The 24,158-nt window shown below is 70.3% G+C and carries 22 protein-coding genes; 19 read left to right on the top strand and 3 right to left on the bottom strand.

Going from position 1 to position 24,158, the window contains the following annotated elements; genetic code table 11:
- Positions 1 to 922 precede the first annotated feature (922 nt).
- The 3 genes from OOJ98_RS34480 (at position 923) to OOJ98_RS34470 (ending at position 2,956) form a co-directional block, all read left to right on the top strand.
- Positions 923 to 1,420: a hypothetical protein gene (locus OOJ98_RS34480; RefSeq protein ID WP_267059080.1), complete on the top strand. Its 498-nt coding sequence runs from the start codon at positions 923 to 925 to the stop codon at positions 1,418 to 1,420.
- A gap of 28 nt (positions 1,421 to 1,448) precedes the next feature.
- Entirely contained in the window at positions 1,449 to 2,363 is a 915-nt protein-coding gene (locus tag OOJ98_RS34475; protein WP_267059078.1) for a hypothetical protein, read from the top strand.
- A 440-nt stretch (positions 2,364 to 2,803) separates the two neighbouring features.
- Complete coding sequence (locus OOJ98_RS34470) at positions 2,804 to 2,956, top strand: hypothetical protein (protein WP_267059077.1); 153 nt, start codon at positions 2,804 to 2,806, stop codon at positions 2,954 to 2,956.
- A 54-nt stretch (positions 2,957 to 3,010) separates the two neighbouring features.
- Here OOJ98_RS34470 and OOJ98_RS34465 read toward each other — a convergent pair whose 3' ends face one another.
- Positions 3,011 to 6,067 carry a BTAD domain-containing putative transcriptional regulator gene (locus OOJ98_RS34465; RefSeq protein ID WP_267059076.1) on the bottom strand — a complete coding sequence of 1,019 codons (3,057 nt, stop codon included), beginning with the start codon at positions 6,065 to 6,067 and terminating at the stop codon, positions 3,011 to 3,013.
- Between the two features lie 250 nt (positions 6,068 to 6,317).
- Between OOJ98_RS34465 and OOJ98_RS34460 the strand changes: the two genes are divergently transcribed.
- From OOJ98_RS34460 to OOJ98_RS34425, 8 genes are all read left to right on the top strand, one after another.
- A complete protein-coding gene (locus tag OOJ98_RS34460) occupies positions 6,318 to 7,601 on the top strand; it encodes an MFS transporter (protein ID WP_267059075.1) in 1,284 nt (427 codons plus the stop codon).
- Between the two features lie 17 nt (positions 7,602 to 7,618).
- Entirely contained in the window at positions 7,619 to 8,941 is a 1,323-nt protein-coding gene (locus OOJ98_RS34455) for an acetyl-CoA carboxylase biotin carboxylase subunit family protein (protein ID WP_267059074.1), read from the top strand.
- 89 nt (positions 8,942 to 9,030) lie between these two features.
- A complete protein-coding gene (locus OOJ98_RS34450; RefSeq protein ID WP_267059073.1) occupies positions 9,031 to 9,813 on the top strand; it encodes an ArpA protein in 783 nt (260 codons plus the stop codon).
- Positions 9,806 to 11,071: a fatty acid desaturase gene (locus OOJ98_RS34445; RefSeq protein ID WP_267059072.1), complete on the top strand. Its 1,266-nt coding sequence runs from the start codon at positions 9,806 to 9,808 to the stop codon at positions 11,069 to 11,071. Before OOJ98_RS34450 ends, OOJ98_RS34445 begins: the two co-directional genes overlap by 8 nt.
- Entirely contained in the window at positions 11,068 to 12,471 is a 1,404-nt protein-coding gene (gene purD / locus OOJ98_RS34440; protein WP_267059071.1) for a phosphoribosylamine--glycine ligase, read from the top strand. Before OOJ98_RS34445 ends, purD begins: the two co-directional genes overlap by 4 nt.
- A gap of 5 nt (positions 12,472 to 12,476) precedes the next feature.
- A complete protein-coding gene (gene ectB / locus OOJ98_RS34435) occupies positions 12,477 to 13,907 on the top strand; it encodes a diaminobutyrate--2-oxoglutarate transaminase (RefSeq protein WP_267059069.1) in 1,431 nt (476 codons plus the stop codon).
- The gene (locus OOJ98_RS34430; protein ID WP_267059068.1) at positions 13,904 to 15,568 is read left to right on the top strand and encodes a rhodanese-like domain-containing protein; all 1,665 of its coding nucleotides are present in this window, start codon (positions 13,904 to 13,906) and stop codon (positions 15,566 to 15,568) included. The genes ectB and OOJ98_RS34430 overlap by 4 nt, the downstream gene beginning before the upstream one ends.
- 39 nt (positions 15,569 to 15,607) lie before the next feature.
- On the top strand, positions 15,608 to 16,189 hold the full coding sequence (locus tag OOJ98_RS34425; RefSeq protein ID WP_267059067.1) for a GPP34 family phosphoprotein: 582 nt from the start codon (positions 15,608 to 15,610) through the stop codon (positions 16,187 to 16,189).
- Positions 16,190 to 16,333: 144 nt separating this feature from the next.
- On the opposite strand, the gene OOJ98_RS34420 is transcribed toward OOJ98_RS34425, so the two are convergent.
- The gene (locus OOJ98_RS34420; protein ID WP_267059066.1) at positions 16,334 to 17,044 is read right to left on the bottom strand and encodes a DUF5324 family protein; all 711 of its coding nucleotides are present in this window, start codon (positions 17,042 to 17,044) and stop codon (positions 16,334 to 16,336) included.
- Between the two features lie 331 nt (positions 17,045 to 17,375).
- Here OOJ98_RS34420 and OOJ98_RS34415 point away from each other — a divergent pair, with 331 nt between their 5' ends.
- Positions 17,376 to 17,909 carry a peptidylprolyl isomerase gene (locus OOJ98_RS34415; protein ID WP_267059065.1) on the top strand — a complete coding sequence of 178 codons (534 nt, stop codon included), beginning with the start codon at positions 17,376 to 17,378 and terminating at the stop codon, positions 17,907 to 17,909.
- Positions 17,910 to 17,997: 88 nt separating this feature from the next.
- Complete coding sequence (locus tag OOJ98_RS34410; RefSeq protein WP_267059064.1) at positions 17,998 to 18,891, top strand: rhomboid family intramembrane serine protease; 894 nt, start codon at positions 17,998 to 18,000, stop codon at positions 18,889 to 18,891.
- A gap of 326 nt (positions 18,892 to 19,217) precedes the next feature.
- On the opposite strand, the gene crgA is transcribed toward OOJ98_RS34410, so the two are convergent.
- Entirely contained in the window at positions 19,218 to 19,472 is a 255-nt protein-coding gene (crgA, locus tag OOJ98_RS34405) for a cell division protein CrgA (protein ID WP_267059063.1), read from the bottom strand.
- Positions 19,473 to 19,609: 137 nt separating this feature from the next.
- On the opposite strand from crgA, the gene OOJ98_RS34400 reads away from it, so the two are divergent.
- From OOJ98_RS34400 to OOJ98_RS34375, 6 genes are all read left to right on the top strand, one after another.
- On the top strand, positions 19,610 to 20,389 hold the full coding sequence (locus OOJ98_RS34400; protein ID WP_267059062.1) for a DUF881 domain-containing protein: 780 nt from the start codon (positions 19,610 to 19,612) through the stop codon (positions 20,387 to 20,389).
- Between the two features lie 23 nt (positions 20,390 to 20,412).
- Positions 20,413 to 21,114: a class E sortase gene (locus OOJ98_RS34395; RefSeq protein ID WP_267059061.1), complete on the top strand. Its 702-nt coding sequence runs from the start codon at positions 20,413 to 20,415 to the stop codon at positions 21,112 to 21,114.
- Between the two features lie 68 nt (positions 21,115 to 21,182).
- Positions 21,183 to 21,362, top strand: coding sequence for a hypothetical protein (locus OOJ98_RS34390; protein ID WP_267059060.1), 180 nt, complete (start codon positions 21,183 to 21,185; stop codon positions 21,360 to 21,362).
- The gene (locus OOJ98_RS34385) at positions 21,359 to 21,997 is read left to right on the top strand and encodes an aminodeoxychorismate/anthranilate synthase component II (RefSeq protein WP_267059059.1); all 639 of its coding nucleotides are present in this window, start codon (positions 21,359 to 21,361) and stop codon (positions 21,995 to 21,997) included. Before OOJ98_RS34390 ends, OOJ98_RS34385 begins: the two co-directional genes overlap by 4 nt.
- A complete protein-coding gene (locus tag OOJ98_RS34380) occupies positions 21,994 to 23,313 on the top strand; it encodes a class E sortase (protein ID WP_267059058.1) in 1,320 nt (439 codons plus the stop codon). The genes OOJ98_RS34385 and OOJ98_RS34380 overlap by 4 nt, the downstream gene beginning before the upstream one ends.
- 26 nt (positions 23,314 to 23,339) lie before the next feature.
- Entirely contained in the window at positions 23,340 to 24,077 is a 738-nt protein-coding gene (locus OOJ98_RS34375; protein WP_267059057.1) for a class E sortase, read from the top strand.
- Positions 24,078 to 24,158: the final 81 nt, after the last annotated feature.

Raw genomic sequence — 24,158 nt, 5'->3', positions numbered from 1 at the left:
GTCGGCCGTAGCGCCTCGGCAGGCCGGGTGCGGCTCGCCCGCCAGGGCGGGTACAAGTCGCCCAAGAGGCCGCGGCGAGCCCGAAGGCCGGCGCGCATGTCACGGTGATCGGGCGAATGACTTGAACCCCTCCGCGAAAAGCTGGTCGGTGATGTGCGGAGGCGCGGGTGCCCGGGGCCCGGCGCAGGACGATCTCGCTCTTACGTTGCAGGACGGCGACCAGGGCGTGCTGGTGATGCCCGATTCCGCCGGAGCCGATTTGCGAGACATCGGTCGGCGGTGAGGAATAGTTGCGGGGAGAAATTACCGTGTTCGCGTTCTGTGCCTGCGTCGGGTAGTCCAGGCCTTGGGCGGGACTGCCCGCGGGACGACTACCGACACGAGAGGGTCGGACCTGCGCTTCTCGTTGCCGATGAGGCCACTAACGGTGACTGACTCGTCGCCGATGAGTATGGCCGATCGGTCCACCGCGGTGACCCCGCCTGCGCGGCAATGTTCGCCTGGGTCATGGCTGGTCGGCAACATGGTCCTGTTTTGGGGGTTGATCGGCGCTGGTTGGCATCAGGGATTTCTGTTCGTGCGGTTTCCCGGAGTGCTGGGGGAAACGGAGAGCCTCCATGAGGTTTTAGGCAGAAAAATCCGACATGCCAAATTTTTCGCGTGCCTAATAATGGATAGGAGGAATGGCGTAATTCACTCGAAATGGATCCTTTTTGGATTATGAAAGATGTCTTAATATCTCCATTTGGTGACGCGTCCGTAGAAGTTGCGTAAAAGGGTGTATATTTTCGTCCGCTAAACCGTTCCGCCCATCCCGTGTAGCGGGTGGCGGGTGCAGTTAAATGCTTCGGTGCAAGGAAGGCTACGCGCCGTTTTTTGGGATCCGCTGAAGGCGGTAGATCAGTAGGGATGGATGGGGATCATGAAGATTACGTCGGTAAGTCGCCGGTTTGCTGCCCTGGCGTGCGCGTCGATTTCGGTAGTCGGAGTCACTGCGGTCAATGCACCCACCGCTCAGGCTGCGACGTCGTACGTCAATGACATGTGCAGCTATTCAAATCACTTCAGTTGCTTCCGTCTGTTCTACAACTCGAATTCTGGAGGAGCGGTCTTCGTCTCCAATTCAAGCCTGAATGACTACTCGGGCTACAGCCCCAACGGCGCCTCGGTCGTCCGCTACATGTTTGGCTACTACAGCACGAGTGACGGCAAGCAGATGACCCCTATCGTGGGTGGCACCAGCGGTGAGGGTGTGGCCGTGAAGAACAATGCTGCCTCCGTGGACAATGAGGACAGTGCTGCTTATCGCGTCTACTTCAACTCGGGATACGCCGGCCACTCGCAATACTTTTCGGCACACTCGGGCGGAAACCTGGACTCCACCCTGCACAATCAAAACGCTTCGCAGCGGCGGCTTTAAGTCGGCTTAGCTGGAAGGGTATTAGTTCGTGAACTCCCATTTTCGCCATACGCTTCGACGTGCGACCGCCTTGCCATTAATACTCGCATGCGGGTATGCAATGACGGCGTGTAGCAGCGGAACCGAAGACTCGAATCGGAACGCAACCTACGGAAAGCAGCCCTCCTACGCCAGTGATCGCAGCGGGCTCACCGCCTCCCTGACGCTGCCGCTCGAAGGTTACTTGGTTCCCTTCGCTGACCAGGCCGCCGTAGAGCGATCGCAACTGGTACTCGAGCGGGCATGTATGGCGAAGATGGGCTTCACCTACAATCCACCTCCGCCGGTTTCCGACCCCGGTCCAGGAAAAAATGCTGCGAATTTGGGGCGACGGTACGGGATTTCCGATCTTAAGTCGGCGCGTTCCTATGGCTACCACCTCGCCGCGCCGCTGAAGGAATCGCCGCACTATAACGTCAGCCCTGAAGAGTTGTACGCCCTCATGGGTGAGAATTCGTCCATGTCCTCGCCGCCCGCCGACGTGAACAAGGCAGAAATTCCCAAGGGGGGATGCGTCGGCGAAGCGCGAGCGAAAATCCCGTCATTGGATGAATCATTGGCAAGTCAATTCGATGCCGATAGCCTGAAGAAGTCGCAAGACGACGTGCGCGTAATAAATTCGCTGAAGGCCTGGTCGGCGTGTATGGCCAAGCGGGGATATCACGTCGACAACCCGCACAGTGTCCCCGAGCTGGCCAGCTCCATGAGTAGCGCAACCATCTCTTCGGGAGAAATCGCAACTGCTGTCGCCGACGTCGAATGTAAGGATTCGACAGGATTGATCAAGGACTGGTTCGCTGTCGAAAAGGAAATCCAGAACCAGCAGATCGAGGCCAATCGGCCGGCTTTGGATCAGGCGCGGAAGAAGAATCAGGACGTGATGAGGAAAGCCTCCTCATTCTGAATTCGGCAGTGCGCTCGTTTCAGCAGCACGTCGGTGTTCTTCATGGGACAGGCGCCTCCTGCCCGGCCACGCAGGAGGCGGACCCAGCCAGGTCGGAATGAGCCTGTCTCGAAGGTATCCACTTTATTGCCGACCACCGTTCTCGGGCCCTCGATCAAATGTGTACTGGGTGCAGGTCTTTCAGCGGACGATTAGCAAGGCGTCGGGCCACCGGTGGTGCGACGACATCTTGGTGATCGGCCGCACTGCCATCCGCGTCCGCCGGCCTCGCTCCCCGGGGGCTGGGGCCCGCTTCCAGCCTTGGCTGTCCCGTGGCACCGGCGCGCGCCGGGGCCGGTATCCACGCGGTAGCGGAGGGGATCCTGTACGGAAAGCCGATCCCGCAAGATCGATTCCGCACAGCAGCACGGCAGTACAGCAGACAACAGGGGTGGGGAACGATGCGGAACAAGTTGGCGGGCCTGGTCGGGGTACTGGCGCTGGCGCTCGCCTTGGGAGTGGGGACGGTGGCGCAGCAGGGCGCGGGCGGGTCGCACGGGGAGCGGCAGTCCGTGGCCGACAGCGGCGGCATGGCTGTGGGGCCGCTGAACTGAGCACGAGCCGGTGTGGTGCCCCGCCCCCCTGTGGGGGAGCGGGGCACCGTCATGTCAGGAGCGCCGGCGAAAGTCCTCCGGTACGGACATGGCGTCGAAGTGCTCGTCCGCGAGGCGGCGCTGTTCCGCCGACGCCACGTAGTCGCCGAGCGCGTGCAGGGCCTGCGCCATGCCGTCGAGCGCGCGGGCGATCTCGATGCGGAACTCGATGCCCGAGGCGTGCCGGAAAGCGCTCTGGTGCAGGTCGAGGGCGTGCCGGTGTTCGCCGCGCCGCCGGTGGACGAGCCCGGCGATGTTCTCGATCTGGCACTGCCAGGCCCGCGCGCCGAGCGGCGCCACCAGGTCGAGGGCGCGTGCCGCGAGGGCCGGGGCCCGCTCTCCGCGCCCCTCGCGCTGGCAGAGGTCGGCCATGAGGGCATGAGTGAGGGCGAGGTTGCGGGGCATCGAGGACTTCTCGCCGACCCGGAGCGCTTCGTCGAGCACCGGGCGCGCCGACGCGGGGTCGCCCGCGGCCAGATGCGCGACGGCCAGATCGTTGAGGGCGGCGGTCTGCGGCTGGTGGGCGCCGATCCGCTGCTGGAGCAGGGCGGCCTGCCGGGCGGCGGCCACCGCGTCCGCGGTGGCGCCGAGCCAGGCGTGCAGCGAGCTGAGGTTGGACAGGGCGAACGCCTCGCGGTGGTGGTCCTGGACCGCCTGCTGTGTCTCGACCGCCTGCTGCAGATAGCGGCGCCCCTCGTGCAGGTCGCCGAGACAGCCGTGGGCCCAGCCGAGTTGGTCCAGGAAGGAGCCCTCGCCGCGGCGGTCCTCCTGGGAGCGGACGATGCGCAGCCCCTCCTCGCACAGCTCGGCCGTCTTGCGGAAGTCGCCGGCCGCCGAGTGGACCGTGGACAGGTTGATCAGGTTCAGCCGCAGGGTGTGCAGGTCCTGGGCGTCCCGGGCCGCGGCCACGCTGAGTTCCCCGGTCTCCCGCAGCCCCTTCACATCGCCGCGCTGATGCAGATGGAACATCGTGTTGCGGGCGAGATAGGCCGCCTGGCGGTGGTGGCCCCGCTCGTGGCCGAGGGCGACCGCGGCGCGCAGGGCCGGGAGCTCCTCGTCGAACCAGCGGGCCGCCTGCGAGTCGTCGCCCAGCGGCGGGAGTTCGGCGGGCGGGGCGACGGGCGGGACCGCGTAGCCGACCCAGCCGGGGAACAGCACGCCGCACGCCCCGTCGGTGGCGGCGATGTAGTAGTCGAGCAGCCGGTCGAGCAGCGCGGCCGACTCCGGAGCCGTCCCCGCCTGCCACAGGCCGCGGGCGAAACTGCGGACCAGGTCGTGGAAGGTGTAGCGGCCCAGCGCCTGCTGGCGCAGCAGATGCGCGTCGAGCAGGGCCTCCAGGCTCTCCTCGGCCTCGGGGGCGGAGGTCCCGATGAGGGCGGCGGCGGTGTGGCTGTCGACGTCGGAGCCCGGGTGCAGCCCGAGCATCCTGAAGGCCCGCTGGTGGTCGGGGTCCAGCGCCTGGTAGGAGAGCTGGACGCTGGTGGCGACGCTGCGTTCGCTGGAACTCAGCTCCTTCAGGAGCCGGGACTCGTCCCGGAGCCGGCCGGTCAGGTACTGAAGGGTCCACAGCGGCCGGTTGCGCAGCTTGGCCGTGGCGATGCGCAGCGCGAGCGGAAGGTGGCCGCACAGCTCGGCGAGGGCGGCTGCCGCCTTCGGCTCGGCCGCCAGGCGCTCCTCGCCCAGGGTCTTGGCCAGCAGGGCCGAACTCTCGTCGGGTGCCATGCTGCTGAGCGAGATCCACTGGACGCCGTCGAGGTCGACCAGGCGGACCCGGCCCGTCACCACCACGAAGCCGTGCGGCATGGCCGAGAGCAGCGGCCTGAGCTGCGCGGTGTCGGCCGCGTTGTCGAGGATGAGCAGCAGCCGCCGGTTCGCCACCGCGGAGCGCCACAGCGCGAAGCGGGCCTCCTCGTCGTCGGGGACCCGGGTGTCCGGGCCGCCCAGCGCCTTGAGCAGCAGCCCGGCCACCGAGTCGGGCTGGAGCGGCCGTTCACCCGGGGTGAAGCCGCGCAGGTCGACGTAGAGGCGGCCGTCCGGGAACGCCTCGGACAGCCGGTGTGCCGCGTGCACGGCCAGGGTGGTCTTGCCCGAGCCCCCCATCCCGTCGATGCCGACGATGCGGATGCGTTCGCCCGCCCCGCCCTCGCGCCGCGCGAGACCGAGCAGCCGGCCCAGCTCGCGCTCGCGGCCGGTGAAGTCCGTCAGGTCGTACGGCAGGGTGCAGGGCGCGCAGAGCTCCGCGGCGGAGCTACGCGGCGCGGTGGACGCCGGTGCGGGGACCGGGAGTTCGGGCGCCCGGGACGCGGGCACGGGCGCGGTGCGCGGGGGCGCGGCCAGCTCCGGGTCGGCCCGCAGGATGCCCTCGTGCAGCCGTGACAGTTCCGTGCCCGGGTCGATGCCCAGCTCGTCGGCGAGCCGGTCCCTGATCCGGCCGTACTCGGCGAGCGCCTCCGCCTGGCGGCCCGAGCGGTAGAGCGCGAGCATCAGCCGGCCGCGCAGCCGCTCCCGCAGCGGATGGGCGCCGACGGCCTCGCGCAGGTCGCCCACGAGTTCGTTGTCCTCGCCGAGGGCGAGGCGGAACTCGAAGAGCTGCTCCGTCGCCGCCAGGCGGTGCTCGTCCAGGGCGGCGGACGCGGCGGCGACGACCGGCCCGCCCGCGCCCGACATCATGCTGCCGCGCCACAGGGCGAGCGCCGTGCGCAGCCCGGCCACCGCCTCGGGAAGCCGGCCCGCGGCCGCCGCGTCCGCTGCCCGCTTGGTCTCCCGCAGGAACACCTGGAGGTCGAGGTCCTCGTCCGCGACCACCACCAGATAGCCGGCGCCCTCGGTGAGCAGGAACCCCGGGCCGCCCGGGACGCGGCGCCGGATCTCGGCGACCGCCTTGCGGATCTGCTGCACGGCGGTGACCGGCGGTTCGTCCTCCCAGGCGGCCTCGATGAGCCGGTACACCGGCACCACGCGGTTGGCTTCCAGGAGCAGCACGGTCAGGACGCGTTCCTGGATCGGGCCGCCCAGCCGCACCCGGTGGCCGTTCGCCCATCCCTCCAGCGAGCCGAGGATGTTGAACCGCACCGGCCGATCGTCGGGCCCCGTCATCGCGCACCACCGTCAAAGCTTGAAAAACCCCAGGCAGAGGCCATGTTGAGGCGATATTAGGCGCCGTTCGAGCCGAGTGGGTACCGGTTCGGTACGTGATCGGAAACACCCTGCCGAAGACTCCTGGTGCAAGCACGAGTGATGCACGGCCCCGAGTCGCGACGGCGCAACCCCTGCCGGTCCGTGGAGGCGGGGAGTCGATTCCGGCAGAAAGACCACACCAGACATGAGCGTATACATACGCAGAAATTTTCTGCTCAGTTTCCTGGCCTCGTTCATCTCGCTCTTCGGCTCCAAGCTGTTGATGATCTCCTACGCCTCCTACGTCTTCATGGAGAGCGGGAGCGCGACCCTCGCCGCGATCATTTTCGGCGCCGACTGGATAGCCAATCTCTTCGTCGGGCTTTTCGCCGCGCAGTACATCGACCGGCAGAACGCCAAGACGCTGCTGATCCGGCTCAACGCGGCGGCGGCCGTGGTGACGCTGCTCTTCCTCGCCTTCCTGGGATCGGGCGCCTTCGCCGGCGCGGTCGCCATCATCTTCGTCAGATCACTGATCAAGAGCGCCGTCAGCAATGCCCGGGTGAAGGCCCTGGTGCAGTTCTTCGACGAGCGCGAGACCGACATGTATTCACCGGTCTTCAATTCCAGCCTGCCGCTCGCCATGGCGCTCGCCGGCGCGGTGGGCGTGTTCATCCTGAAGTTCGTCGGCCTCACGGCCGTGGTGTGGATCGACGCGTCGGCCTTCGTGGTCGCGGCGGTCATGATGGCTTTCGTCCGCCCCCACCAGGGGCGGCTCGACGAGTCGCTGCGGGCCGCGCGGGTCAACGGCAAGGGCGGCCTCCTCTCCGGTGCGCGGGGCGCCTTCGCCCTCATGGCCCGCGAGGAGAGCGTCGCCTCGGCGGTGTTCTACATCGTCCTTTCCGTGACGGCGTTCCAGGCGACCTACGAATCGCTGATCACCGTGATCCCCGAAGTGTGGTTCCGCTGGGGCGAGTCGGGCACGGCGCTGTTCTTCACCTTCGAATCGATCGCCATCATGGCGGGCATCTTCCTGTACCAGTTCTTCAACCGCCGCGGATTCATCACCCCCGCGCGGGAGAAGCCGGTGAACATGGCGGCCGTCGCGGCGAGCACCGTCTGTTACGCGGCCATGCCGGCGGCGCACGGGAACATCTACCTCTGCGTGGCGCTCTTCTCGCTGATGGTGCTCTGCGGAGAAGTCATCTGGGTGCACCAGTTCAAACTCATGATCGCCCGTACGCCCGATTCCCAGATCTCCTCGGTCGTCGGTGTCCAGACGGCCATCGGATACAGCCTCATGGCGGTCTTCGCCTTCGTCTTCGCCCGTGGCATGGACGGCCTCGGCGTCAACAACGCGGTATTCGCCGACATCGCCCTCATCGTGGCGCTCGTCGTCGGCTGGGAGATCTACCGCACGCGCCTCGCACGCAGCGCTTCCCTTTCCGCGAGCGCGCCCGCCCTCGCCGAAGAACTCCGCGTCTCTTGAGAAGGAACACCACCACCGTGCCGCAGACAGACAATTCCCGGCCGCAACAGACCTTCGTCCTGCTCGAATTGCTCAACCACATGGTCCTCGTCGCCCAGGAGGCGAAGCGGCGCGGACTGCGGATCGTCGCCCTCAACCAGGGGCCGCTCCAGGACCAGGGCCCCTTCGCCGTGCCGGACGGCCTCGTCGACGAGGTGATCCCGGTCGCCTCCTGGGCCGACGACGACGCGGTCCGCCCGGTCCTCGACGCCGTCCTCGCCCGCCACGACGTGGCCGGCACCTACGCCGCCTTCGAGGGGGCGCTGCGGCACGAGGCCGAACTGCGCGAGCGGGCCGGGCTCCCCACCAGCGGCGCGGGCCCGGTGGGCCGCGCCCTCGACAAGTACTGGGTGCGTCGCACCCTGTACGCGGCGGGCCTGAGCGCCCTGCGTTCGGTCTCCCTTGACGAGGCGCTGACCTGGGACACCTGGGAGTTCGGCCGCCCCGGGGTGCTCAAGCCCGCCAACGGCACCGGCAGCGCCCTGTGCTTCACCGTCGCCTCGCTCGACGAGCTGCGGGAGGCGGCCGGACAGGCAGCGGCGGCGCCCGTGGTGAACGCCCTGATGAAGGAGTACATCCTCGCGCACGGCGCCTTCGTCCTGGAGGAGCGCGCCGAGGGCGAGCTGCTCTCGGTGGAGTCGCTCGTCGACCGCGGCGAGATCCACGTGGTGGGGCTCACCGGCCGCTACCTCTCGGCCCGGGACGCCGTCGTCGAGCAGGGCGTGGTCTTCCCGTACGAACACCCGCGCAGGGCCGAGATCGAGGCCCGCGCCGCGGAGTTCCACCGGGCCCTCGGCATCACCCACGGGCCGACGCACCTGGAGGTCATGGTCCCGGACGACGGCCCCATCGAGCTGATCGACTTCAACCTCCGCACGGCGGGCGTCGCCATGGCCGTCTGCATCGGCAACGCCTACGACATCCCCTATGCCGCTCCGCTCGTCGCCATCGCCCGCGGGCACCGTCCCGACCTGGCCTTCCTCGGCCGGACCCCGCGCTACAGCGCCGACATGCTGCTGCTGCCCCCGCCCGGCGCCACCGAGATGCGGGAGCTGACGTTCCCGCCGGGCACCGAGTACGGCCGGCTCACCAAGGCCGTGGGCGAGCCCCTGTCCGGACGCGCCGACCAGCTCGACGTCGTCGGCATGGTCGTCGTCACCGCTGAGCGCCCCGAGGAGCTGCACGAGAAGGCGATGGCGGCCCGTCGGGACACCCTCTTCGGCGGCCGCCCCCTCGGCGACAACCCCAACAACCGGCTCGTACCCCCGCGCTTCCCCCAACTCGACCCGGCGAGCGCGTAGTTCGCGCCGCGCCGTCCGCACCAGGCCGCCGCGCGGGCCCGCCTCGCGCCGCGCCGCCCGTCGTCCACAGCACGTCACAGGAGATCCGTATGACCGTCACCACCGGGGCCGGCGCAGCCGTGGCCCCCGCCGCCACCCCCGAGCAGCTCTTCGAGCGGCACTTCGCCGAGCGTTTCACCGGCACCGAACTCGCGGGCCTGCAGGCCGGTTTCCAGGACGAGCACATCGTCCCGCTGCGCGGGTTCTGCCCGCCCGAGCTCCTCGGTCCGCTCCAGCGGGAGACGTACCGGATCATGGACGAGCACGGCGTGGACCGTAAGTTCGCCTTCGACATCACCGACGGGACGCCCCGCCAGATGACGACGGTGGGCCAGCCCGTCATCAAGGAGCACGGCCCGCTCGTCCACGCCACGTACTTCTCGCCCGCGGTCAAGTCCCTGCTCTCGCGGGTGGTCGGCGAGGAGGTCCACACCTGCCCCTACGCCGGCGAGCACTACGTGATCAGCCGCCTCGGCAAGAACGGCGACACCCACGGCTGGCACTGGGACGACTACACCTACGGCTTCATCCTCGTGCTCCAGGCCCCCGACTACCGCGACGGCGGCTTCGTGCAGGCCGTGCCCCACACCTCCTGGGACAAGGAGAACCCGGACGTGCACGGCGCGCTCCTGAAGAGCCAGGTCCGTTCGTACGCCTTCGAGGCCGGCGACGCCTACATCGTGAAGACCGACACCACGATGCACCGGGTCTACCCGATCCGCGGCGAGACGAGCCGCACGATCGTCAACATGACGTGGGCGAGCGGCGCGGACCTGCGGCGCGAGATCACCCACGAGACCAACGACGTGCTCTTCGGAGGCGTCGGTGCCTGAACAGCGGACCCTGACCCCACCCGCCGGCGAGACGGACACCGAGCGCGCCGAGCGCCTGATCGCCGGTGAGCCCCGCGAGTCCATGCGGGCGCTGCCCGCCTTCGTACAGCCCTATCTGACCTGGATCACCGGCGTCCCGCTCAAGGGCGGCAGGCAGCTGATCCCGTGGAGCCCCGCCAAGGCCGGCCTGCTCGGCACCGTACAGATCGCCCTCGGCATCGCGCTCGGCGCCTTCGCGCTGCACCCGTTCACCCCCTGGTCGGCGCCGCTCCTGGTGCTCGGCTGGCTGCTGACCAGCGGCGGCATGCGCCGGCTCGACGTCGTCGTCGTGCACCAGACGCTGCACCGCATGTTCACCAAGAAGGCGTGGAGCAACCGTCTGGTCGGCGAGTTGATCACCACGGTGTTCTGGCGCTCCCCGTACGACGACAACCGCAAGGAGCACCTGCTCCACCACGCCTACCCGTGCTCGATGAAGGACGGCGACACCCGCTACCTGCTGTCGACCGGGATGCGGCCGGGGATGAGCCGCTCGCAGTTCCGTCGCTACCTGTGGGCCGCGCTGTTCTCGCCGCGCCACCACGCACGGTTCCTGGCCAACCGGGTCACCTCCAACTTCGTCGGGGTCCGGCCGCGTTACCGGCTCTGCATGTCGCTGTCCTACCTCGCCGCGACCGCCGCGTTCATCGCGCTCACCGGCTGGTGGGCGGAGTGGCTGCTGCTCTGGCTGGTGCCCGCGTCGGTCTTCTTCCAGGGCTGCACGTTCCTGTACACGATGACCGAGCACCGCTGGTGGCTCTTCGGCAACCAGGACCGCCTCCCCCGCGACCAGCGCGACCTGCTCACCTTCGGCCGCTTCTGCGGCGAGGCGGTGCCGGACCGCTCCCTGACGGGTGTCCGGAAGGCGTCCGCCTGGGGGAGGTGGACGTTCCGGATGCTCGTCGTCCACTCCTCGTACCGGATGTTCGTGCTGGTCGGCGACACCGTGCAGCACGACCTGCACCACGTCATGCCGGCCTGTGACTGGGCCAACTCGCCCTGGATCCGCGCCGACGACCAGGACAACAGGCCCGAGCGCTACACCGAGGTGTGGGGCTCGCTCGCCGACCACCTCCAGGCCGCGGGCCAGGTCGGTGACGACCTGACGGGTCTGCCCGCCGATGTGGCCCCCACCCCCTGGGCCCAGTCCGTGCCGGTGGCCACGGGCTATGTCGCCCCCGACGGCCGGATCGCGAAAGACGCGAAGGAGCAGCTGTGACACACATCCTGGTGGTGGACGGCACGGGCCGCGGACACGCGATCTGTGACCTGTTCCTCCGTACCGACCCCGACGTGACCGTGTACTACGGGCCCGGCACCGACGCCCTCGACGGCCACGGGCGCATCGTGCCGGTCCCGGGGATCCGCTTCGACGACCCGGACACCGCGCTGGCGTTCCTCGCGGAGCACCCCGTGGAGTTCGTCTTCGTCTCCAACATCGACGCCCTGTCCGCGGGGTACGCCGATGTCCTGGCCGCCGCCGGACACCAGGTGATCGGCCCCTCCGCGCAGGCCGCCCGCCTGGAGGCGAGCAAGGAGCGCGGCAAGCGCTTCTGCGAGGACCACGGGCTGCCCACCGCGCGGTACGGGGCGTTCACCGACCCGGGCGCCGCCAAGGCGTACATACGGGCGCTGCCCTACGCCTGCGTCGTCAAGACCGACGGGCTGACCCCGGACGGCGACGGGGCGGTGGTGTGCGACACGGCCGTCGAGGCCACCGCGGCCGTGGACGCCTTCGCCGCCGCGCAGGGCGAGCGGTTCCAAGTCGTCGTCGAGGAGCGCCTGTACGGCCGGGAGATCTCCGTCTTCGCCCTGCTCGACGGCGAGGACTACCTGCTCTTCCCGACCGCCCTCGACTTCAAGCGGACCCTGGAGGGCGACGCCGGCAAGAACTGCGACGGCATGGGGTCCATCGCCCCGCACCCGCAGGCCTCGCCCGCCCTGCTCGAACAGCTCCGCCGCGACCTGGTCGAGCCGCTCGTGGCCGGCCTGCGGGACGAGGGCCTCGCCTACACGGGCTTCGTCTACATCGGGGCGATGCTCACCGCGGCGGGCCTGCGCGTCATCGAGATCAACACCCGGTTCGGCGACTCCGAGGCGGAGGCCGTCCTGCCGGGCGTGCACAGCGACTTCACCGAGCTGTGCCGCGCGGTGCTCCGCAAGGACCTGGGCAACAGCCTGCTCGTCACCGACGCGCTGGTGCGGTGCAGCGTCGCCCTCACGCAGGGCTGCCTCGACCCGGCCGACCCCGGGGCCGCACCCGGCTGGCCGTTCGGCGCCTTCGCCACCGGCGGGCAGGTGCTCGGCCTGACGCAGTTCCCGCTCGACCGGACCCGGCTGTTCTACGCCAACCTGCGGGCCGGGGCGGAAGGGCAGCCGGTGACCAGCGGCGGCCGCGTCCTGCACGTCGTCGGCTCCGGCACCACGCTCGCCGAGGCGCGGGCCCAGGCCTACCGGCGCATCGGCGCCATCTCGTTCCCCGGCATGCGCCACCGCGCCGACATCGGCGCCGCCCTCGAGCGGTCCTCCGAACCCGCCTGGTCCGTCCTGGAAGCCGCCCCGGGGCAGGCACCGCAGCCCCTCGCACCCGCCGTCGCCGTCGTCCCCACCGGGAGGTAACCCCCATGTCCGCACCGACCCTCGCCGCCCCGGCCTTCCCGGCCCCGGCCCTCGACGCGCCCGCTCCGCACGCGACCCCGCTCGACCCCCCGCTCGCCCCCCCGGCCCTCCCCGAGACCGACGAGTCGGCCGTACGGTCCTACTCGCGTGCCTTCCCCGCCGTCTTCACCAGCGCCAAGGGCGACCTGCTCCGCACCGCGGACGGCGCCCGCTACATCGACTTCCTGTCCGGCGCGGGCACCCTCAACTACGGCCACAACCCCGACCCGATCAAGGAGGAGCTGCTCGCCTACCTGCAGAACGACGGCCTGGTGCACGGCCTCGACCTGGCCACCTCCGCGAAGTCGGCGTTCCTCGGGGCGCTGCGCGAGCTCATCCTCGAACCGCGCGGCCTGGAGTACAAGGTCCAGTTCACGAGCCCGTCGGGCACCAACGCGGTGGAGGCGGCCCTGAAGGTGGCGCGCCTGGTCACGGGCCGCACCAACGTGGTGGCGTTCGGCGGCGGCTTCCACGGCGTCAGCACCGGCGCGCTCGCCGCGACCGGCTCCGGCTACTACCGCCAGGGCCTGGAGGCGACCCTCCCCAAGGTCACCCACCTCCCGTACCCGATCTCGCCGCTCGGCGAGTTCGACAGCATCGGGCTGCTGCGCCACTACCTGGAGGACCCCAGCTCGGGCGTGGAGAAACCGGCCGCGGTGCTCCTGGAGACCGTGCAGGGCGAGGGCGGCGTGTGGGTGGCGCCGACGGCGTTCCTGCGCGAACTGCGGGCGCTGTGCGACCAGTACGGCATCCTGCTCGTCGTCGACGACATCCAGGCGGGCTGCGGCCGCACCGGCGACTTCTTCTCCTTCGAGCGCGCGGGCATCACCCCCGACCTGGTGACCCTCTCCAAGTCGATCGGCGGCTACGGCCTGCCCATGGCCATCGTGCTGATCAAGCCGGAGTACGACATCTGGCAGCCCGGCCAGCACAACGGCACCTTCCGCGGCCACCAGCTCGCCTTCGTCGCGGCGACCGCGGCCCTGCGCCACTACTGGTCCGACGACACCTTCGTGAAGCAGGTCCGCACCAGGGCGCACCTGGTCTCGGACTTCCTCGACCGGCACGTCGCCCAGCCCTACGGGGCCACCGTGCGCGGCATCGGCCTGATGCAGGCCGTCGACCTCAGCACCGCGCCCGCACTCGACGCCTCCGCCGTCTCGCGGCGCTGCTTCGAGAAGGGCCTCGTCATCGAGACCTGTGGCCGCCGCGACGAGGTGCTCAAGCTGCTTCCGCCGCTCACCATCAGCCAGGTCAACCTCTCGGCGGGCCTGCACACGCTCGCCGACGCGCTGTCCGAGCTCTCCGAGCTGTCCGACCTGTCCGCCCCGCACCCGCTCACCGGCCGCCGCGGCACGGCGTCCGAGCCCGCACCGAACGAGGTCACGGCCGCATGAAGACCGCAGTCATCATCTCCACCCGCGGCTTCCGGGTCTTCCGGCACGACCTGCTGGTGAACCCGGACGAGGTGCGCCTGATCGGCATCTTCGCGGACCGCGACGCGGACAACCTCGACGCCGCGCAGCGCGGCTGGTTCGACGAGATCCACGTCGTGCCGTGCGGGCTCGCCGACCCGACCCCCATGCTGTACTCGCTCGTCGACCTGGACGCGTCGCTCGCCGTGGTCGAGGACCTCATCGCCTCGGGCTCGGCGACCACCGACGAGCTGACCGTGCACTGCTACGACGAGCAGGACATGACCGTCGCCGCCGAGATCCGCACCCGGCTCGGCATCAGGGGGCCGGGGGCCGCCGACATCCTGCCGTTCCGCGACAAGTGCCTGATGAAGCAGCGCCTGCTCGAAGCGGGCGTACGCGTGCCGCTCTTCGGCACCTTCGACACCGCGCGCTTCACCGCCTCGCCCGAGGCCTACTTCAAGCACCTCGTCGCGGAGGTCGGCCTCCCCTTCATCCTCAAGCCGGTGGACGCGGCCGCCTCCGAGGGCGTCCTCAAGATCGAGGGCTGCGACGAGTTCACCGCGCTGCCGGCGGACCTCGGACGGGTCTACGCGTACGAGGAGTTCGTCGACGGGACGATGTACAGCGTCAACATCGTCAGCGAGGCGGGCCGCACCGTCTTCGGCGGTGTCACCGAGTACCTCGTCAACTCCCTCGAAGTGCCCGGCGGCAAGGTCAACGCCGACATCAACCTCATCGACACCGATCCGCGCGTGGCCCGCATGGTCGCCTTCGCGGAGCGGGCCCTCGACGCGCTCGGCCGCCCCGACGGCGGCTCCCACCTGGAGCTCTTCCACACCGCCGACGACGAGCTCGTCTTCCTCGAAGTCGGCGCCCGCTTCAAGGGCATGGCCGGGCTCGCCGCGATGCAGCGCAACTACGGCATCGCCTTCATCAACCTGGCCTTCGAGATCGAGTCCGGCGTCAAGAGCCACCCCTACGACGGCGAGCAGGTCTACTGCTTCGACGGCGTCGTGCCCAAGGCGGCCGGCACCGTCAGGGAGCTGGTCGAGCCGGAGCTCGAGGGCGACGTCGACATGGAGTGGGCGGTCGCGGTCGGCGAGCGCATCGAGCCCAGCAACTCGCTGCTCGCCAACGGCGGCACCTTCCTCGTCTCGTCAAGGGACTACGAGGCGGCCTACCGCGACTTCCGCCGCCTCGCCGACTACCGCCCGATCCGCTACGAGGCGCCCGGCCGCACCCTCGAAGTCCCCCCGGCCGCGCCCGAGCGGGCCCAGGAGTACTTCCAGCACGTCCGCCTCGCGTGCGAGACCGACCCCTTCGACGTCCACCACGACCTCGAAGAGGGCGTACGGGGCCTGGTCGTCCTCGATGTCCGGCGCCCCGGCGCGTACGCCGCCGAGCACGTCCGCGGCGCCCTCAGCCTGCCCCACCAGGACATCGGCTCCGCCACGGCCAAGTCCCTCGACCCCGAGCCCCTCTACGTCACCTACGGCTGGGGCCCCGCCTGCAACGGCGGCACCCGCGCAGCCGCCAAGCTGACCGCGCTCGGCTTCCGCGTGAAGGAGATGCTCGGCGGCTTCGAGTACTGGAAGCGGGCCGGGTATCCGACGGCCGGCGACGAGCGCCCCCATTCCTAGGAGCCGTCCATGACGTACGTGATCGCGGAGGGCGGCTGAATGCCGCTCACGGACGAGGCCATGCTGCGGGTGGCCGGCGTGACGGGCGGTCGCGCCGGAGCCTGGCACCTGGAACTGGGCCGCGTGCTGGCCGGAGCGGTCCTGGTCGACCTGGCGCGGGGCGGCCGCATCGCCGTACACGCCGGCCGGGTGAGCGTCCTCGCCCCCGCGCCCGGCGCGGGCCCGGTGGGTGACGCGGTGCAGGGCGAGGCCCTGGACCGGCTCGCCCGGGGCAGGCGCCCGCTCACCGTCGCGGCGTGCGTGGAGCGGCTCGCGCCGTCCACGTTCCCCGCGGTCGAGCGGAGCCTCGTGGACCGCGGCGAACTGGTGTGGCTGCGCGGCCCGCTCGGCGGGCGGGGCAGGCTGCTGCCGCGCGACGGCCACCGCGGCGACCCGGCGCTGCGGCCCGCGCTGAGGGAGCTGCTGCGGGCGGCGCGCCCGGCGTGGGAGCCCGCACCCGACGGGCCGGGCGGGGCGGACCCGGCCGGGGCGTGGCCGGCGGCGGACCCGGTCGCCGTGGTGTCCCGCGCGGTCGCCTCGTGCGTCGCCGTTCTCCACAGCCGCGTGATGTGCGGCTTCTGACGCCCGGCCGCACGGCGCGCCGGACACCGGGTGCGGTGCGGACCGCGCACGGCGCGGAGCACCGGGTGCGTGCGCAACGGAAGGCGCCCGGCGGCCTGGTGAGGCCGCCGGGCGCCCGGTCGTTCCTGCCGCGGCGGTGCCGCGTCAGCTCTCGCCGCGCTCCTTCGCCTCGGCCGCCGCCTCGGCCTCGGCCTGCTTGGCCTGGACCTCGGGGTCGAGGGCGTCCGCGCTGCCGTCCACGGAGCTGAGCGGCGTCCGGTCGGGGACCTCGGTCGGCTCCGGCGGTTCGACCAGCCAGTCAGGGTTGGCCTGCTTGTCCCACCACCGCCACGCGGCGAACGCGCCACCCGCCAGGACACCGACGACCAGGACACCCTTGGCGAACCGGGCGTTCCTTGCGTGCCGCCGGTGCTTGCGCGCCAGCTTCTCGATCTCCCGCGGCGTCACCTGACCGCGCAGCGCGGCCAGCGCCGCCGTGGAGCGGGCCATGGCCTCCTCGCGCAGCGGCTGGGCGGCGGCGACCGCCTGCTCCACGCGGGGCGCGGCGTAGTCGGCGGCCTGCCGGGCCGCCCGGCGCGAACGCTCGGCCGCCTGATGGGCCACGTCGTCCATGCGCGCCGGGACGTGCGGCGCGACACGGGCGTCGTACTGGTGCCTGGCCTGGCTGCGCGCCTGGGCCGCGGCCTTCGACACCTTCGGAGCGACGCGCACGCGCGCCTCCTGGGCGTAGTGCTGGGCATACTGTGCGGCCTGCTGCCTGGCCGAGTCGGCGTAGGGCGCCACCACTTCCGCGGCGTGCAGCACGCTCTCCTTCGCCGTTCCGGTTGCGGCGCGCACGCTCTCCATGCGGGTCACGTGATCCTCCTCCTTGGTGGCGGTTCGGTATGTCGCCTTTCCACCCATTGCGAAATCATGCCTGTCCTGCGGGTACCCGGCATGTGCTCCAAGGCATCCGGGTGGGGGGCGTGTCTTTCGAGCAATTACGGGGCGCGGGGCGGGACGCGGTACTGAGGGGGAGCTCGCCGACGACAATGCCACGGTTGGGGGCAGTACAGCACCGTTCGACGGGTATCTGTCGGTAACCGGGCGGTTTTCCACCCTGCGGCACCGTCCGTGCGAGGATCGTGCAACGTCAGTGCAGACCTGTGCAGGCAGACCTGTGCAGCGCTTCAAAGGAAGGCAGATCGTGGCCGAGCAGCTTTACGCCACCCTGAAGACCAACCAGGGCGACATCGAGATTCGGCTCCTGCCGAACCACGCACCCAAGACGGTCAAGAACTTCGTGGAACTCGCCCAGGGCGAGCGCGAGTGGGTCCACCCCGCGACCGGCAAGAAGACCAGCGACCGGCTCTACGACGGCACCGTCTTCCACCGCGTCATCGAGGGCTTCATGATCCAGGGCGGCGACCCCCTGGGCAACGGCACCGGCGGTCCGGGCTACGAGTTCGGCGACGAGTTCCACCCCGACCTCGCCTTCACCAAGCCGTACCTGCTGGCCATGGCCAACGCCGGCCCGGCCACCAACGGCTCGCAGTTCTTCATCACCGTGTCGCCCACCGCGTGGCTGACCGGCAAGCACACCATCTTCGGCGAGGTCTCCTCCGAGGCCGGCAAGAAGGTCGTGGACGCCATCGGCGCCACCCAGACCAACCCGCGCACCGACCGCCCGGTCAACGACGTGGTCATCGAGTCGGTCGTCGTGGAGACCCGCGAAGGCTGATCTCCGGCTCCGCAGGGAACCTTTCCGCCCCGCCCGTCCGTATGACGAGCGGGGCGGAGCTGCTGCCGGATCAGGACGAGGGAGCCCGATGAACCAGGACCAGGGTCAGGACGAGGCGCGACAGCCGGGCCTGCCCGGCTGCTACCGCCATCCCGAGGTGGGCACCGGCATCAGATGCGCGCGCTGCGACCGGCCGATCTGCCCGCAGTGCATGGTCAGCGCGTCCGTCGGCTTCCAGTGCCCCGAATGCGTCCGCTCCGGCTCGGGCACCGGCCACGCGCCGGCCGCGAACCAGCCGAGGACCGTGGCGGGCGGGGTCCTGGCGGCCGGCGACCGGCAGCTGGTCACGAAGATCCTCATCGGGGTCAACCTGGCCTTCTTCCTGGTGCAGCTGATCGTGGGCACCCAGGTCAGAGACGCGCTCATGCTGCTGGGCTCGGCCACGGTCCCGGGCTTCGACGGCGTGCAGGGCGTGGCCGAGGGCCAGTGGTACCGCCTGGTGACCTCGATGTTCGTGCACGACGGCTACCTGCACATCGGCTTCAACATGCTCAGCCTGTGGTGGGTGGGCGGGCCCCTGGAGGCGGCGCTCGGCCGGGCGCGTTATCTCGCGCTGTACTTCGTGTCGGGTCTGGCGGGCGGTGCGCTGACGTACCTCCTGACCGCGCAGAACCAGGGCTCGCTCGGGGCGTCCGGCGCGATCTTCGGCCTGTTCGGCGCCCTGGCGGTGCTGATGCGGCGGATGCAGTACGACATGCGCCCGGTGATCGGGCTGCTCGTGGTCAACCTGATCTTCACGTTCTCGTGGTCGGGCATCGCCTGGCAGGCCCATGTCGGCGGTCTCGTCGCGGGCGTCCTGGTCGGCATCGGCATGGTGCACGCCCCGGCGGACCGGCGCGCCCTGACCCAGTGGGGCAGCTGCGCCGCGGTCCTCGCGGTCTCGCTCGCGCTGGTCCTGATCCGCACCGCACAGCTGACCTGATCCGGCCTGCGGCACCGCGCCCGATCCGGCTCGCGGGAGCCCCTCCGGGCACAGCGGGTACGAGCTTTCCCCAGAGTTGTCCACAGTGGGTGCCCGAACTTGTGCACTGGGTGGGGAACGCCCGTGCCCCTCGCTCCTGACCTGGGAGTTCCAGGTGGGGCAAGGGGCACAAGGGGTGTGGCGGGTGGCCGAGCCAGTCACACCGGCGTCAACATCCCGGAAGTTATCCACAGATCGTCTGAGTTATCCACTCCCCGTGGATAGCGCTGTGGATAACTAGGGGCAGAGCTTGCTTTCGGCCGCTGCTTCCACCCCTGGTTGCGGCGCTACTTCCACTGCGTGGAGACGCCGAAGCCGCCCGCGATGAAGCCGAAACCGACCACGATGTTCCAGTTGCCGAGTGCGGAGAGCGGCAGATCGCCCTCGGTCACGTAGAAGAGGACGATCCAGGCCAGACCGATGAGGAAGAACGCCAGCATGACCGGGGCGACCCAGCCGCGGTTGCCCAGCTTTATGGCCGTCGCCTGCTTCGGGGGCGGCGGCGTGAAATCGGCCTTCTTGCGGATACGTGACTTCGGCACGAGGAACTCTCCTGTCGATGCGCTGCGTGACCGCGCAGGGAACTGTGGCGGCGCCGGGGGACGGGGCTGCGGGGGAAGCCTCCCCCAAGCGTCCGTTAGCGTAGTGCTTCCGTGGCGCCGAAGGAGATAAGGGTACGTTGAGCAATTCTGCCGACTCCCCCGACGGGGTCCCCGAGCAGCCCCGGCGGCGCCTGCGCGGCCGCCCCGTGCGGCTGCTCTCGGCCGCCGTGTTCGCGCTCGCCGGCCTCATCTTCGTGACCAGCTTCAACACGGCCAAGGGCACCAACATCCGCACCGACGCCTCGCTCCTGAAGCTGTCGGACCTGATCAAACAGCGCGACCACAAGAACAAGGAACTCGGCGACACCACCGCGGCGCTCCGCGGCGACGTGGACGCGCTCGCCCAGCGCGACGACGGCTCCACCAAGGCCGAGGACCAGCTCCTCAACGGCCTGAAGGACGCCTCGGGCACCGCACCCGTCTCCGGCAAGGCCCTCACCGTCACGCTCAACGACGCCCCGCCCAACGCCACCGCGGCCCCCGGCTACCCCGCCCCGCAGGCCAACGACCTCGTCATCCACCAGCAGGACCTCCAGGCCGTGGTCAACGCCCTGTGGCAGGGCGGCGCCCAGGGCATCCAGGTCATGGACCAGCGCCTGATCGCCACCAGCGCGGTCCGCTGCGTCGGCAACACCCTGATCCTCCAGGGCCGCGTCTACTCGCCCCCGTACAAGATCACCGCGGTGGGCAGCACAGGGAAGCTGCGCGCCGCGCTCAACGCCTCGCCCGCGATCCAGAACTACCAGCTGTACGTGAAGGCGTACGGGCTCGGCTGGAAAGTCGACGAGCACAAGACGATGACTCTCGCCGCCTACTCGGGCACAGTGGATCTCCACTACGCGAAACCGGTGCAGTAGCGGCGCGGAAGGGGACACCGCGGATGTCCGTGCGGATCGTCGTCAGGTCCTTCAGCGAACTGTGCATCACCGCCGGCACCCTCATCGTCCTGTTCGTCGTGTACCTCCTGTACTGGACGGGAGTGAAGGCCGACCACGCGGCGAGCGACCAGATGGCGGGGCTCCAGCAGCAGTGGGCGCAGAGCCCGCCGCCCCGCCCCGCGCCGCGGCAGGGCCCTGCCGCCTCCGCCGGGCCGCCCGCCCCCGCCGCGTACGGCGAGGGCCGCCCGTTCGCCGTCATGTACATCCCCCGGCTCGGCAAGGAGTGGCACAAGCCGGTCATCGAGGGGACCGCCGTGAAGGACCTCCAGAAGGGCCTCGGGCACTACGCCAACACCACCGCCCTCGGGCAGCCGGGCAACTTCTCGGTCGCCGGCCACCGGCGCACCTACGGCGACCCGTTCAAGGACTTCCCCGAACTGCGGCCGGGCGACGCGGTCGTCCTGCGCGATGACACCACCTGGTACACCTACCGCATCGACAACAAGCCCTACCGGACCGTGCCCAGCGACGTCGGCGTCATCGACGCGGTCCCCGCCGAGTCGCCCTTCCGCTCGCCGGGCCGCTATCTCACCCTCACCACCTGCGACCCGGAATGGGGCAGCAGCCACCGACTGATCGCCTGGGGGCACCTCGACGCCACGCAGCCCGTGACGCGGGGCAAACCCCCAGCTTTGGACGGCTGACCCCACTCCACAGCCGGGGCCCTTAGTCTGGTCCCGTAACGATCGTCGGAAGGGACAGCGGGGACAGCATGTACGGCTGGATCTGGCGGCATCTGCCGGGCAACGCGTGGCTGCGGGCGCTCATCGCGCTCGCGATGGTGCTGATCGTCGTCTACGTGCTCTTCCAGTACGTCTTCCCGTGGGCGGAGCCTCTGCTTCCGTTCAACGACGTGACGGTGGACCAGGGGATGGGGACAGCAGTCCGGTGAGCGCACGCATTCTCGTAGTGGACAACTACGACAGCTTCGTCTTCAACCTTGTCCAGTACCTGTACCAGCTCGGCGCCGAGTGCGAGGTCGTCCGCAACGACGAGGTCTCGCTCGGCCACGCGCAGGAGGGCTTCGACGGCGTCCTGCTCTCCCCCGGCCCCGGCGCCCCCGAACAGGCGGGCGTCTGCGTCGACATGGTGCGCCACTGCGCGTCGTCCGGCGTCCCCGTCTTCGGGGTCTGTCTCGGCATGCAGTCGATGATGGTCGCGTACGGCGGTGTCGTGGGCCGCGCCCCCGAGCTCCTGCACGGCAAGACGTCGCCGGTGCTGCACGAGGGCGCCGGCGTCTTCGAGGGGCTGCCCTCGCCGTTCACGGCGACCCGCTACCACTCGCTGGCCGCCGAACCGGGCACGCTGCCGGACGAGTTGGAGGTCACCGCCCGCACCGAGGACGGCATCATCATGGGGCTCCGCCACCGTGAACTCCCGGTCGAGGGCGTGCAGTTCCACCCCGAGTCGGTGCTGACCGAGCACGGCCACCGGATGCTCGCCAACTGGCTGGTGCGATGCGGGGACGCGGGGGCCGTCGGACGCTCGACGGGGCTCGCGCCGGTGGTGGGCAAGGCCGCGGCGTGACTCCGGTGCGCCCGGAGCACGAGTACGACCCGCTGACGGACCCCCTGCCACCGGCGGCGGGGTCGCCGTGGTTCCGTACCGACAATCCGGCGCACGGCGCTTCAGCCCCCGCACAGGAGCCCGTATACGGGCCCCCGCCGGGCCCCGGGGGCGCTCCCGCTCCCGCGCACGGATCCGCTCCCGCCCCGGGCCCCGCGCCCGGCCCGTGGTACGAGCCGGAGCCCGCGCCCCAGCAGCAGGACTGGTACCGGGCGCCGCAGCCGCCCCCCGGACCCGCCGCCGGGGCCGCGCCCCCGATACCCGGCCCGGCAGCCGTCCCCGGCCCGGCAGCCGTCCCCGGCCCGACGGCCGTCCCCGAGTCGACACCCGTCCCCGAACCGACGGTCGCGTTCGAGGCGATAGCCGCCTACGAGCCGCAGGCCGCGCCCGGACCGTCGGCCGTCCCGTCGGCCGCCTCGATACCGCCGGCCACCGGCGGCCGGGCCGCACGCCGCAGGGCCGCCAAGGGCAAGGGCCGCGCGACGCCCACGCCCGCCGCCGGCGCCCCCGCCGCCGGCTCCCCTTCCACCGGCGCTGCCTCCGCCGCCGCGCCGGACGGGCGGCGGCCGACCCGCGCCGAGGCGCGCCGCGCGGCCAAGGCACGCAAGGACAGCCCGGCCGTGATCGCCAGCCGCGTCGTCGGCGAAGCGTTCATCACGCTGGGCGTGATCATGCTCCTTTTCGTGACGTACCAGCTGTGGTGGACCAACGTCCGCGCCCACCAGGAGGCGGGCAGCGCCGCGAAGAAGATCGCCCAGGACTGGGCGGACGGCGGCAAGCCCGACACGTTCGCACCGGGCCAGGGATTCGCCATCATGCACATCCCCAAGCTGGACATCGTCGCCCCGATCGCCCAGGGCACCAGCAAGGCGAAGGTCCTCGACAAGGGCATGATCGGCCACTACGACGAGGCCGGCCTCAAGACCGCCATGCCGTCGGACAAGACCGGCAACTTCGCGGTCGCCGCCCACCGCAACACCCATGGCGAGCCCTTCCGGTACATCAACCGGCTGAAGGCGGGCGACAAGGTGATCGTCGAGACGCAGGAGGCGTACTACACGTACGAGATCACCAGCGAACTCCCGCAGACCCCGCCGTCGAACGTCTCGGTGCTGAAGCCCGTGCCCGTCGGCTCCGGATTCACCAAGCCGGGCCGCTACTTGACCCTGACGACGTGCACGCCGGAATTCACGAGTACCTACCGGCTGATCGTGTGGGGCAAGATGGTCGACGACCGGCCGCGCAGCAAGGGCAAGCCCGACGCGCTCGTGGGATGACCGAACGGACAGCAGGGGCGGGTGCGGTGGCTACAGGAACCGACCACGAGGAGCGGACCGGCACCCCCGGACCCCCGCCGTCCCGGCGCGCACGGGGAACGGTCGCCGCGGTCATCAGCGTCCTGGGTGAACTCCTCATCACCGCGGGCCTGGTGCTCGGCCTGTTCGTCGTCTACTCGCTGTGGTGGACCAACGTCGTGGCCGACCGCGAGGCGTCCGCGCAGGGCGACAGCGTGCGCCGCACCTGGGCGGCCTCCGCGGGGCCCGGCGCGCTCGACACCAAGGGCGGCATCGGCTTCCTGCACGTCCCGGCGATGAAGAACGGCGACGTGCTCGTCAAGAAGGGCACCGACACCGACGTCCTGAACGGCGGTGTGGCCGGCTACTACACGGACCCCGTCAAGGCGACGCTGCCCGGCACGGCCAAGAGCGGCAACTTCACGCTCGCCGCCCACCGGGACGGCCACGGGGCCAAGTTCCACAACATCGACAAGCTGAAGACCGGCGATCCGGTCGTCTTCGAGACCAAGGACACCTGGTACGTCTACAAGGTGTTCGCCGAGCTGCCCGAGACGTCGAAGTACAACGTCGACGTCCTGCAGCCGGTCCCGAAGGGGTCGGGCGTCAAGAAGCCCGGCCAGTACATCACCCTGACGACCTGCACCCCGGTCTTCACCTCGAAGTACCGCTACATCGTGTGGGGCGAGCTGGTGCGCACCGAGAAGGTGGACGCGAAGCGGACGCCCCCCGCCGAACTGCGGTAGCCGGCCCGTGCACATCAACGCGGGTCCCTGTGCGATGTATTGCTGTCGCGTCCGCGCGTAGCCGCCCATCATGAATTCCAC

Source organism: Streptomyces sp. NBC_00083, from assembly GCF_026343295.1.
Classification (GTDB): domain Bacteria; phylum Actinomycetota; class Actinomycetes; order Streptomycetales; family Streptomycetaceae; genus Streptomyces.
The sequence above is the reverse complement of the archived record's forward strand: the minus strand, read 5'-3'. Positions and strand labels throughout refer to the sequence as shown.